Source organism: Pseudovibrio sp. WM33 (assembly GCF_001623165.1).
Lineage (GTDB): Bacteria > Pseudomonadota > Alphaproteobacteria > Rhizobiales > Stappiaceae > Pseudovibrio.
The window spans coordinates 82,702-95,322 of sequence record NZ_LMCK01000139.1; the positions used below are offsets into that span (position 1 = coordinate 82,702).

Annotated in this window: 8 protein-coding genes and 1 pseudogene; all 9 read right to left on the reverse strand. The window is 51.7% G+C overall.

Going from position 1 to position 12,621, the window contains the following annotated elements; genetic code table 11:
* Positions 1-21 precede the first annotated feature (21 nt).
* The 9 genes and pseudogenes from PsWM33_RS24055 to ccmI all read right to left on the reverse strand — a co-directional run bounded on the left by PsWM33_RS24055 (position 22) and on the right by ccmI (position 12,484).
* A complete protein-coding gene (locus tag PsWM33_RS24055; protein ID WP_063301902.1) occupies positions 22-3,051 on the reverse strand; it encodes a bifunctional [glutamine synthetase] adenylyltransferase/[glutamine synthetase]-adenylyl-L-tyrosine phosphorylase in 3,030 nt (1,009 codons plus the stop codon).
* Entirely contained in the window at positions 3,015-4,511 is a 1,497-nt protein-coding gene (locus tag PsWM33_RS24060) for a sensor histidine kinase (RefSeq protein WP_063301903.1), read from the reverse strand. The genes PsWM33_RS24055 and PsWM33_RS24060 overlap by 37 nt, the downstream gene beginning before the upstream one ends.
* The gene (locus tag PsWM33_RS24065) at positions 4,495-5,175 is read right to left on the reverse strand and encodes a response regulator transcription factor (protein ID WP_063301904.1); all 681 of its coding nucleotides are present in this window, start codon (positions 5,173-5,175) and stop codon (positions 4,495-4,497) included. Before PsWM33_RS24065 ends, PsWM33_RS24060 begins: the two co-directional genes overlap by 17 nt.
* A gap of 296 nt (positions 5,176-5,471) precedes the next feature.
* The gene (locus PsWM33_RS24070; protein ID WP_063301949.1) at positions 5,472-7,022 is read right to left on the reverse strand and encodes a Do family serine endopeptidase; all 1,551 of its coding nucleotides are present in this window, start codon (positions 7,020-7,022) and stop codon (positions 5,472-5,474) included.
* A gap of 175 nt (positions 7,023-7,197) precedes the next feature.
* Positions 7,198-7,953, reverse strand: a pseudogene (locus tag PsWM33_RS24075) (alpha/beta hydrolase family protein); the annotation flags it as partial.
* A 167-nt stretch (positions 7,954-8,120) separates the two neighbouring features.
* Positions 8,121-8,603 carry a cytochrome c-type biogenesis protein gene (locus PsWM33_RS24080; RefSeq protein ID WP_206599030.1) on the reverse strand — a complete coding sequence of 161 codons (483 nt, stop codon included), beginning with the start codon at positions 8,601-8,603 and terminating at the stop codon, positions 8,121-8,123.
* 5 nt (positions 8,604-8,608) lie between these two features.
* Complete coding sequence (locus PsWM33_RS24085; protein WP_063296292.1) at positions 8,609-10,624, reverse strand: heme lyase CcmF/NrfE family subunit; 2,016 nt, start codon at positions 10,622-10,624, stop codon at positions 8,609-8,611.
* 70 nt (positions 10,625-10,694) lie between these two features.
* Positions 10,695-11,168: a cytochrome c maturation protein CcmE gene (gene ccmE, locus PsWM33_RS24090; RefSeq protein ID WP_082827132.1), complete on the reverse strand. Its 474-nt coding sequence runs from the start codon at positions 11,166-11,168 to the stop codon at positions 10,695-10,697.
* A gap of 155 nt (positions 11,169-11,323) precedes the next feature.
* Positions 11,324-12,484: a c-type cytochrome biogenesis protein CcmI gene (ccmI, locus tag PsWM33_RS24095; RefSeq protein WP_063301906.1), complete on the reverse strand. Its 1,161-nt coding sequence runs from the start codon at positions 12,482-12,484 to the stop codon at positions 11,324-11,326.
* Positions 12,485-12,621: the final 137 nt, after the last annotated feature.

Below are 12,621 nucleotides of genomic sequence, written 5' to 3' on the forward strand. Positions count from 1 at the left end.
TTATCTTCGATGGGTATTGTCTTAACTGGCCTTTTCAGCTTCTTCCACTTTGCCAATGAGATGCTCAAAGGTTCTGCGGACCATGATCTGTTGTTCCTGCATGTAGATGGTCAGACGTTCAAAGTCTGGCTCACCTCCTGCATTTACAAGAAGATCAAGCAAGCCACCCGGAGCCGTTTTGGGATCGAAGTGACCAGTCTGAGCGAGTTTCAGGATCTGTGTCAGATCCTCATAGTTTCGAAGCGCCGGAATGAGCGTGTCAGCATCCTCTTCGCTCAGAACTCCAAAATCACGCGCCTTAAGCAATGCATCTTCTGTCCGCGCCTGCAGGACTTCGGGGTGCTCAACACCATGCGCCAACTGCAAGAACTGGGCGATAAACTCAATGTCGATCAAACCACCCGGAATGCCTTTGATCTGCCATGGGCTCTTTGCCGGCTTTTCTTTCTGGATGCGCGCACGCATATCGCTGACATCACGGGCCAGTTTTTCAATATCTCGCTTATCCTGCAACAACTGAGAGACTGCACAGTCGATCTGCTGAGCGAACTCAGGACTTGAGCTGGTAATGACACGAGCGCGTGTCAGGGCCATATGCTCCCACGTCCAGGCATCGTTGGACTGATAGTCCTTGAAGGACACAAAACGCGTTGCAAGCGGTCCAGAGTTTCCTGAGGGCCGCAAACGGAAGTCGACCTCATAGAGGACGCCTTCTGCCGTCGGCGCGGTCAGCGCGGATACAAGGCGCTGTGTGAGGCGACTATAATACTGGCTTGGGGCCAACGGGCGCTTGCCATCACTCTGCACCACATCCTCAGGGAAGTCATAGAGCAGGATCAGGTCCAGATCCGAAGCACAGGTGATTTCCTGTCCACCCAGTTTGCCCATGGCGACAAGTGCAAGTTCAGCACCCGGAATTTTGCCGTGGGCGTCTTCCAACTCTTGCTGAACACGTGGCAGCAGTTGACAGAGCACTGCGTCTGCAAGTGTTGAAAGCCCCTGCCCTAATTCTGCTGCTGTGATCGTTCCTGTGATCAAGCGCAGGCCGAGCAAGAATTGTTGCTCCTGTACAAAGATACGTGCCCGGTCGAGCGCTTCTTCATAGTATCCTGCCTGATCGAGCGTGACAGCAAGGGCGGTCTCAATCTGCTCTGCAGAAGGTGCCCCACCAAAGAATGCCGGGTCGAGAAGCGCATCCAGAACGTGGACGCGCTTGGAGACGATTTCGGCCATACGCGGTGCGTTGCCCATAACCATCGTCAGCAAGTTGAACAGATGCGGGTTGGACTTGAGCAACCCGAAGAGTTGCACTCCCATAGGCAGTTTGGAGAGGAAGGAGTCAAATGTGAGCAGTGCTTTGTCTGCATTCTCAGTACGCGCCAATGCATCCAGCAGGATTGGTGTGAACTCAGTCAACCGTTCACGAGATTTTGGCGCACGAACTGCCGGATATCTGCCGTAATGCCATTGACGGATGGTGCGGATTGCATCGACAGGCCTTTGGAAGCCAAGCTGGCTGAGAGTTTCGAGCGTATTGGGGTCCTCATCATCTCCTGTGAAGACCAGATTGCCAAGGTTGGTTGCCAGATCTGGCTCATGTTCAAACAAGCCAGAGTAGTGCTTTTGCACCAACTCAAACTTAGAGCGGATCATGTCAGCAAATTCAGAGCGGTCTCGAATACCCATAAGGTGATAGACACGTGCCAATGCTTCTTCATCCTTAGGCAGGATGTGGGTCTGCTCATCATTGATCATCTGAATGCGGTGCTCAACCTCACGCAGATAGCGATAGGCTTCTTCCATATCTTCTGCAGCAGATTGGTCGATCCAGCCACAATCGGCCAGTCTTTCCAGTGTGATCAGTGTTCGCCGATCACGTAGTTGCGGATTGCGGCCACCTGCGATCAGCTGTTGGGTCTGCGCGAAAAACTCAACTTCACGAATACCCCCTCGTCCCAGCTTCACGTTATGACCAGCAACCGTGATTTTGCTGAAGCCTTTGTGAGCATGGATCTGGCGTTTGATGGAGTGCACATCTGAGATGGCTGCATAGTCCAGATATTTGCGCCAAACGAATGGCCGGATCTCTTCAAGGAAGATCTCACCCGCTTCAATATCACCTGCACATGGACGTGCTTTGATAAGTGCGGCACGCTCCCAATTCTGGCCCAAACTTTCATAGTAGACCAGCGCTGCAGGAACAGAAATTGCCAGTGGCGTTGCTCCTGGATCGGGTCGCAAACGCAAGTCAGTTCTGAACACATATCCGTCCCCAGTGCGTTCGTTCATGAGCTTCACCAGACGGCGAGTGATGCGGACGAACTCAACTGGCGCTTCTGCACCACCAATCAGGCGACTGCGCTCAGGATCGTAGAGAACTATCAGGTCGATATCAGAGGAGTAATTGAGCTCACCAGCACCATGCTTGCCCATGGCCAGAATGAAGAAGCCAGCCTCTTTCTCTGGCTCTTCATGATCAACCGGAATAAATTTACCTCTGACTTCAAGCTCGCGAAGGCAGAAACGTAGGCAGGCGGTCAATGATGCATCTGCGAACTTGGTGAGAGCACCCGTTACATTTTCCAGCTGCCATGCGCCTGCAATATCCGCCAGCGCAACCGTGAGAGCCATTTCCTGTTTTGCCAGACGTAGCGACTGCATAAGCGCTGCTTCGCTTTCAGGGCGAGCATTCAGGCAGTCCTGCAGAAGGATCGCAATGGTCTCTTCCGGCGGCGTGTTCAGAATACGCAGGAAGCGTTGAACATCGCGCAGCATGGTCTCGCGTAGGAACGGCGCATTGACCATAAAACCTTTGATAAAGCTGCGCAGATGAGGCGCGCCCTGACAGAGTTGCTCAAACTCAGAAATCAGATCCTTACGTTCCAGCTTCTCAATAAGATCTTTCAGGTGCCGATCACCCAGATCTTCATCTTCACAGATGGGCTGGCGTTCCAAGCGCTCAAATAAAGGAGCAAGAGCTCCTTCACGATGTTCGCGCTTCAGAATGCTGCTTTTTAGCTGGTGGCGTTCTTCTTCCGAGCCTTGTCCCATGCTTCGTTGCCCTCTCCCTCACCTCTTTGCCCTTTGTTTAAGGGCAGAACAATCCGGGCACGCAGGCCAGATTGCTTATCGCTTTCAGAATCATCTGCTGTCCCAGCCGATGTTAGCTGCAATTCTCCATGATGGAGAGTTACCACCGCCTTGATAAGTGACAATCCAAGTCCAGAACCCGGTGCATGGCGAGAGCTATCAAGCCGAACAAACCGATTACACACCCGCTCACGATCAGCAGCAGCAATACCAGCACCATTATCTTCTATACTGAGTATAGCCTGCTCATCATTTCCAGACAGTACGACTTTGATTGTGGGTTTGACATTCTCTTCGGTTGGGCGACCGTATTTGAGAGCATTTTCTATCAAGTTTGCGAGAGCTTGGGCCAATAATTCCCGATCACCTTCGATGACAGGCTCATCTTCCAGTGAGACAGAGAACTCGACACCATCATCTTCGGCAACGGGCTCATAGAGTTCGCACACGTCCTTGACGATGTTGCCCAGCTTGATTGATTGCAGCTCAGCTCCAGTGGAACCAGCTTCTACACGTGCAATGCGCAGCAGTGCGTTAAAGGTGTTGATCAACTCATCGGTCTCAACCAGTGTCTCTTCAAGACATTCCCTGCCTTCACCTTCACTCAAGTTTTGCCGCAGTGCAGCTTCTACACGCCCACGCATGCGTGTGAGTGGTGTTTTGAGGTCATGAGCAATATTGTCGGAGACTTCCTTGAGGCCCTTCATCAGCTCTTCAATACGATCCAGCATCACATTTAGGTTGCTGGCCAAACGGTCGAACTCATCTCCGTTACCAGTCACATCGAGACGACCGGCAAGATCACCTTCCATAATCAGGCGTGAGCTCATGGAAAGGTTATCGATGCGTTTCAGGATACGGCGATTGAGGAAGAACCATGTGATGCCAGCAAGAACGACCATTCCTACCAGCCAGAGGGTCAAAGCGTCACCCAGCAAGCTTTTCAGATGGACCTGATCTTCCAGATCACGTCCGACCAGCAGCTTGAAGTTGCCGGGCAGTTCGAAGATGCGGACGATCGCATTGGCTTTGTTCTGGTCCGTCTCAGCAAACCCTAGAGGTGTGTAGGAGACAAACTGAATCCGGCCATCGGACACTGAGAGAACTTTCTCAGGCAGGTAGGCGATGTTGCCTGTAATGACGTTTCCGGAATAATCCAGAATGAGGTAGAGATTTGAGTTCGGGCTTCGGACCCGACGCTCCACACCAACTACGAGTCCGTTGATGCCGTTTTGTGCATATTGTTCGGCAAGGCCCTGAATTTCTGCATCAACCGTCTGCACCACCTGTTTGTTCATCAGGTCATCAGTGTTCTGCGAGATGAAGATGAACAGAAACACAGAAAGCGCCGTAAACGACGTTAGGTAGATTGCTGCCAGCTTGAAGGCTGTGGTTGAGAGGATCCTAGTTAGAGCTGTCACGGATGGAATACCCTGCACCACGAACAGTATGAAGCAACGGGAAGTCGAACCCTTTGTCGATCTTTGACCGAAGCCTTGAGATGTGAACGTCAATCACGTTGGTCTGCGGATCAAAGTGATAATCCCAGACGTTTTCCAGCAACATGGTGCGTGTCACTACCTGTCCGGCATGCTTCATGAGGTATTCAAGAAGGCGGAACTCGCGGGGCTGCAGCACTATCTCCTGTCCAGCACGGTTAACAGAGTGCGCGAGGCGATCCAGAACAAGATCAGCAACTTGCAACTTGGTTTCCACTTGTGGACCAGCTTTACGGCGGCTCAGCACTTCAACGCGGGCGAGCAACTCAGAAAAGGCGTAGGGTTTTGAGAGGTAGTCATCTCCACCTGCACGCAGACCGGTAACGCGATCATCTACTTGCGAGAGCGCTGAGAGGATCAATACGGGTGTCTCATCACCTGAGGCGCGCAAAGTTTCGATGATGGAGAGGCCATCGCGTTTTGGCAGCATGCGATCAACGACGAGCACATCCCACGTGTTGGAGATTGCCAGCTCAAGTCCGTCTTCGCCATTGTCTGCGTGATCAGGAGAGTGCCCTGCTTCTTTCAGTGCTTTGAGCAGATAGTCTGCCGCTTCCCGATCATCTTCAATAATCAAGATTCTCATTTTTTCATTTCCCAGAGCAAGGCATTGTTCGTTTCCTCACATTGACGGGAAACGAAAAAAAGCAAATGCTGTTGGGGGTAACCGTCAGCATTTGCATAAGTTTTATAGGTGAAGTTGGCAGATGATAAGGTCCCTGCCTTTTCTTCCAGCATTGGTTTTTAGGACTGACATCAAGTAGAGGGCTACCCTTGCTATCAGCCCCTCAAACAACCGAAACACCTGTGAGGGTATTCTTGGTGTTTCGACGAGGGATCACGAGAGGGGCGTTTCTCGTGATCCGCATTCTTGTAAGTGGCTTATTCCTCGCCCTTTTCCAGCGGGATCGCTACAAAGAGCGTGTTCTCACCACGGGTGACACGCAGCAGAACTGCCTTGCGTCCTTGTTCACGTGCTGTTTCAACCTGTTCTGCAACATCGGTTGGTGTTTCAACTTTAACACCAGCAACTTCGGTGATGATCGCACCAGGTGCGAGGCCTTTGTCAGCAGCAGGTCCATCTGGATCTACTTTGGTGACAACAACGCCTTCTTCATCAACACCAGCCTGTTCAGCAGTTGCCAGTTCCAGCCCTAGGCTGTCTACCAATGCGGTATTCGCATCCTTGCTTTTGCTGGATGAGGCTTGTTTTTTCTCTTCAGGAATGGTGCCGAGCTTCACAGTCGCGGTGTCGATTTCGCCATTGCGCCAGTATTCGATCTTCACTTCGGTATTTGGTGAGTATCCAGCGATGACTTTTGCCAGTTCACGCGGGCCATTCACTTCTTCACCATCCACTTTGAGGATGATGTCACCAGCCTGGAAGCCAGCAGCTTTTGCAGGAGTATCGCCCTGAACTTCCGCAACCAGCGTGCCGTTTTCGTTTTCCAGACCGAGGGATTCAGCTATGTCCTTGGTCACAGGCTGGATCTGAACGCCAAGCCAACCGCGGGTTACTGCGCCGTCTTCTTTCAGGTCAGAGATGATCTTTTTTGCAGTCTGCGCCGGGATCGCAAATGCGATGCCCACGTTGCCACCACTTGGAGACACAATCGCGGAGTTTACGCCTACTACTTCACCCTTCACGTTGAATGCAGGACCACCGGAGTTGCCACGGTTCACAGAAGCATCAATCTGGAGGAAATCATCATAGATGCCTGCGCCGATGTCACGACCACGGGCGGAGACGATGCCAGCCGTTACAGTGCCACCCAAACCGAATGGGTTGCCAACTGCGACGACCCATTCACCAACCAGTGGAGCATCATCTGTAAAGGCGACGTATTCAAACTTTTCTTCGCTTTCCACCTTCAGAAGAGCCAGATCAGAACGCTTGTCGGAACCAACCAGCGAGGCTTCCAGTTCTTCGCCTTCACTGGTTACGATTGTGAACTCAGTTCCACCTTCAACCACGTGTTCGTTGGTCACCACATAGCCATCATCAGAGATGAAGAAGCCGGACCCTTGAGATTGATCGAAACGCTTACGTGGTGGGGCTTTCTTTTTTTGCTCACCACCTGGACCACCAAACTCGCGGAAGAATTTCTGCAGTGGATGATCATCCGGCATATCACGGAACATTGGAGGAATGCCCGCCAGACGATCATTCTCTTTAACCTCAGAGCGAACACGAACGGAAACAACTGTTGGCTGAACGGCTTCGACCAAACCAACAAAGCTTGGCATTGCCGGCGCATTTACGCGAACAGGCTCGGCTTGAGCAGTTGCTGGAACAAGTGTCAGCGGAGCAACCATTGCACCTGCAATTGCCAGCGCCATGGTGCCATTAAGAAGACGGGAACGACGTTTGGAAGTGGGTTTTGCAGCAGACAGGGAAACAACGTTGGAACTTGCGTTCTTGGTCAACTTCATTTGGCTCAACTCCATTTAGTCAATCTCAGCCCAACTGGGGAAACGGGGCTTTTGCATTTCGTTGAGAATGACTATGCCAGAGCGAACCTTACAAACACCTATCTGCCACATTAATCTTCTGTAATGATGGGAAAACTTCGTAGTTGCTCCCACCTCGCTTTTGTTAGCCCTGCGTGTAGCGGCTTGCCCATGCTGCAATCACACGTGCTGCATAATCTGCATCTTTGTATTTAAACAGCAGATGATCGGCATCATCCAAAGACACAAATGATTTCGGATGCTTCGCTGCTTCAAAGATTTGAGCAGCATTCTCGATGCCAACCGTGGCATCAATCGGAGAATGAAGAACCAGCACCGCCTTTTTCAGCACAGCAACGCGCGACCGAACGTCCTGCGCTTCAAGATCTTCGATAAACTGACGTTTAATCTTAAACGGTCGTTCACCTAGCTGGACGGTTGCTTCGCCCTTTTCTTTTATCTCATCGAGGGAAGCCCCGAAGTTATGAATCACATGATCTGCTGAGGCTGGTGCACCAATTGTGGCAACTGCTTTTACCTCGGGGACCTCTGAGGCTGCTGCAAGGACGGCTGCGCCACCCAAAGAATGCCCTACAAGCAGCTTTGGTGCTTCATAATGCTCACGCAGGTAATCAGCGGCGCGAACAAGGTCCTGAAGGTTGGATGAAAAGTTGGTGGATGCAAAATCACCACCGCTGTTGCCGAGACCAGTAAAATCAAAGCGCAGAACAGCAATCCCGTCTTTGGTTAGAGCAGATGCAATGCGTCGTGCTGCAGAAAGATCCTTGGAACAAGTGAAACAATGAGCGAACAGGGCATAGGCCTTTGGTTCACCATCTGGTGTGTCCAGACGCGCTGCAAGATGCGCTCCCTGAGAGCCTTCAAATTCCAACTTAATGGGATCGTTTGCCATTTGAACTGTTCCTGTCATTTCCTGCGCAGCTGGCACATTCGGAATATATATTAAGAGACAGGTATCTAGTGCGCGCTTACAGGCGCCTTTACAATTCAATTGGTTGCAAGAAGATGTGATTAAACGTGAGCCCCGCAAACCATGTCTGCGAGGCTCTACAATCAGTCTTATTTAGAAGACATGAGCTTGTCGAGTTCGGCTTGCTCTTCATCCGAGAGCGGTTTGACACCCGCTGTACTGCTCTTCAGCGGCGCATGCTTTTTCTTTCGCGATGTACGCCACAGGAAAAAGCCGCCCAGCAGCAATGCAAGAGGTCCCCCGCCCCATAAAAACAGGGTGTGGAACGCAAAGCGCGGTTTGAGAAGGACAAACTCACCATAGCGGTCAACAAGATAGTCCATGACTTCCTTGTTACTGTCCCCTTCTACCAGTCGCTCCCGTACCAACAGGCGTAGATCCTTCGCCAGTTTAGCGTTGGAGTCGTCGATGGACTGGTTTTGACAGACCACGCAGCGCACTTCCTTGGAAATTTCGCGTGCACGTTCTTCCAGAACAGGATCTTTCAAAACTTCATCCGGGTTAACTGCATAGGCAGCTGGAGCTCCCAGAAGAATAGAAGAGATCAATACCAGTACGAACTTCATCTTCATGGTCATTACTCCGCCGGAGTTGGGGTTGCTGTTGCAACACTGCCTGCTACGCCTTTGCGCTTGCGGGCTGAAACAGGAGCACCAACACGCAGGCGACGATCAAAGAGTGCAATACAGCCACCCAAAGACATAAGCAGAGTACCAATCCAGATCAGTGTGATCAGCGGTTTGAAGTAGATGCGGGTAACAATACCACCATTCTCGTCAGAATCACCCGTTGCAAAGTACACCTGCGAGAAGCCAAAGGTCGCAATGGATGTTTCACTCATTGGCATTCCGCTGGCATTATAAGCGCGCTTAGATGGCTCCATGATACCGACAACATTGCCACCTTTGCGAAGAGTATACTGGGAGACCATCTCCTGATAGTTCGGACCATTTTGAGTCCAGCTCTTCTCATAGGTCACATTGTAACCGTTCTGTTCGAGGGTATCGCCTGGACGCATCACTTCAACGCGTTCAGATTCAAACGCCATTGTCGTCACAATACCCAGGACGGTAATCCCAAGACCAGCATGGCCCAGCACAGTAGACCAGACGGTTGGTGCAAAGCCTTTGATACGGGCCATGGAACGACCAAAGCCAATTTTGAACAGCTGGGAACGTTCAATGATTTCCCAAAGGGAGCCAAAGATTGCCCAGAATGCCAAGCCGAAGCCGAGCGCTGTCATAATGCTTGTTGTGCTAACGCCCATGAACCAGATCAGACCGACAGTCGCGAGCATTGCGATCACAAAAGCAGAGGTCAATCGTTGGGCGACACCCCACGCATCACCACGCTTCCATGCCAAAAGCTGGCCAAATGGCATCAGGATCAACACTGGCACCATGATTGGGCCGAATGTCAGGTTGAAGAATGGCGCACCCACGGAGATCTTGTCGCCAGAGAAGGCTTCCAGAACGAGTGGGTAAAGCGTACCAACGAACACTGCAGCACAAGCTGTTGTCAGGAACAGGTTGTTCAGTACCAGTGAACCTTCGCGGCTGATTGGTGCAAACAGGCCACCTTGACGAAGCAATGGTGCGCGCCAAGCAAACAGTGTGAGTGATCCACCAACAAAGATCAGCAGGATCGCAAGGATAAAGAGACCACGTGCTGGATCAACTGCGAATGCGTGCACGGAGGTGAGAACACCAGAACGGACGAGGAAGGTACCCAGCAGCGACAAGGAGAATGTCAGCAGTGCGAGGAAGACAGTCCAAACCTTCAGAGCATCCCGACGTTCCATAACGATTGCAGAGTGCAGCAGAGCCGTACCAGTGAGCCATGGCATAAAAGATGCGTTTTCGACCGGATCCCAGAACCACCAGCCACCCCAGCCGAGCTCGTAGTAAGCCCAGTAAGAGCCCATTGCGATGCCGAGGGTCAGGAAGATCCAGCTTACGAGGATCCAAGGACGTACCCAACGCGCCCAGGCGGCATCCAGTTTACCAAGAATGAGCGCAGCTGCAGCAAACGCGAACACGATGGAGAAGCCAACGTAGCCAATGTAAAGAATTGGCGGATGGATCGCCAAGCCGACATCCTGCAGCATTGGGTTGAGGCCCGAGCCTTGCAATGGTGCAGGGCTGATACGGGTAAACGGGTTTGATGCAACAATGACGAAGAGCAGGAATGCAAAAGAAACCCAGCCCTGAGCGCCAAGAGTAGCAGCCCGGAGGCGCTGCGGAATGTTGCGTGAAAACACTGCAACCAATGCACCGAACAGCACCAGAATAAGCACCCAGAGAAGGATAGAGCCTTCGTGATTGCCCCACACACCGGAGATCTTATAGACCAGCGGTTTGTCACTATGGGAGTTCTGATAGGTATTCAGAAGCGAGAAGTCTGAGTTCAAGTATGCCCAGGTCAATGCGGCGAAGGCAACGCAAGTCAAAAGGAACATAAGTACGGCAAGGCCAGGTGCCATCCCCATCAGACGGTGATCTGAATTCACTGCACCCCACACTGGAAAGACCGACTGAACAGCCGCGACTACCAATGCCAGAATGAGTGCATAGTGGCCAAGTTCAATTATCATTACGATATCCTAGTATCCATTTGGCGCTGGATAACCGGCCCTTTTGGGCAGAGCCGATTGATTTTACTTTTTAGTTTACTTTGATGCTTTGCTCTGCGGAGGCGGCCTGGTCCTCTTCCATCCAATGGCCATCTTCCTTCAAGGTCTCGTAGACCTCTTTTGGCATATAGCTTTCATCATGCTTGGCCAGAACTGTGTCTGCAATAAAGACACCCTTCTCGTTCATGTGGCCTTCAGCGATGATGCCCTGCCCCTCACGGAACAGGTCTGGCAAAATACCCTTGTAAGAAACCGGGATAGCTTCTGCCTGATCGGTCACGCGGAAGAGGATCACTGAGCCTCGGCTCTTATCGAGAGAGTCATCTTCAACCAGACCGCCAAGACGGATGCGTTGTCCAACTTCAACTTGCTGTTCAGCGATGTCGCTTGGGCTCTGGAAATAGGTCACGCTGCTGGAGAGTCCATAAAGAACCAAGCCGACAGCTGACCCCAGCACCAATCCCGCAAGACCAATAAGCCCGAGTCTTTTTTGTTTACGTGTCATACTCGCAGTTCCGTAGATACGTTGCCAACTAATGCCTTACGGCGTTTGTATTCTGCAGCTCAATAGAACATCAAAGGAAGCTCTATCTCTTTGTTCTAGACATATCTTATTTCCGAAAATCGCTTGGCATTCATCAAAGATATGCAACCCCTGCCTTATTCGGCAGGGCGCAAATTCAGGCTCGCGGTCAGTTGGTTGATCTGTTCCAGTGCTGCCGCATCGTCCTTCAGGTTTTGCTTGGCGCGGGCGACTGCTTGTGCGGCCTCCACTTGCTCCCCGAGAATAATGCGGGCCTGTATCAGGCGGCCCCACTCAGAAACAGAACCACCTTGTTCATTAAGGCGTTCATCCAACTGCACAACCATCTGGTTGATCATTTCATTGCGATCTTCTGCACTCATCTCAGCTGCTGCTTCAACTTCTTCAGCAGAAGGTCCAGCTGGCTGTCCAAGTGCCGGGATCGCCTCAGCCTCACCAGATACAACAGCGCCTCGTGCGATCAGTTCGTCACGCTGTGCTTTTGCTGCGTCCACCCAAGGAGCATTTTGATCTGCAGTCTTCAGCAGAGCATTCCAGGCAGCCAGCGCTTCGTTTATCTGGCCCTTCTGGCCCATAGCCATTGCCAGATAGTAGTAGGGTTGCAGCATTTCAGGCTTAGCGAGATTGATCCGGCGCAAAACTTTTTCAACTTCTTCGGACACTTGTCCGTTGTTTGCGAAAATGCTTGCTTCAGCCCAACCAACCATAAAATCGAGGTTTTCAGGGAACTGGCTCAACGCCTGCGCATAGGCGCGGCGGGCCTTTTCAAATTGGCTGGTACGCATGTAAACAGGCGCGATTACAGCCCAACCCTGTCCGTCGTTCGGGTTTTCTTTGAGGTGATCCTCAGTCCTGGCAATCAGCACTTCAAGATCAGCCTGCCCTGCGGTTTCAGCCAAACGCTCAGCACGTGGCTGGTCAGGGATTTCCGGAGAACCATATTGTAAATACATACCTAGCGCTGCCAGAGGTACCAAAACAACCGCTGTTAGCTGCACAATGCGCATGCGCATTTTAGAGGGAGCTGACTGGTGGTCTCCCTGGTTTTGCTTGTGCGCGGCTAACAAGCGACGCGACACTTCAATTTTGGCGGCTTCTGCCATGTCCGGCGCGATTACACCGCGCTCAAGATCTTTTTGTATTTCTTCGAGCTGGGCACGAAACACAGCTTCATCATTGCGCTCATCAGGGTGAACCTTGGGAGAGCGAGCCAATGGAACGAGTACGGCCAATGCGACCGCCGCCGTCAAAATTGCGAGAACTAACCAGAATGTCATAGTGGCTTAAATAGACAGGTTCTAAATGTGAAAGGCAACAGTTCCCCCCCTGCGACGGGCAGTCGCACAAGCCATATACCCACAAAATACCTATGAAGTTGCACTTATTTTCTAAAAGACGCAGGCACTACTAGGGG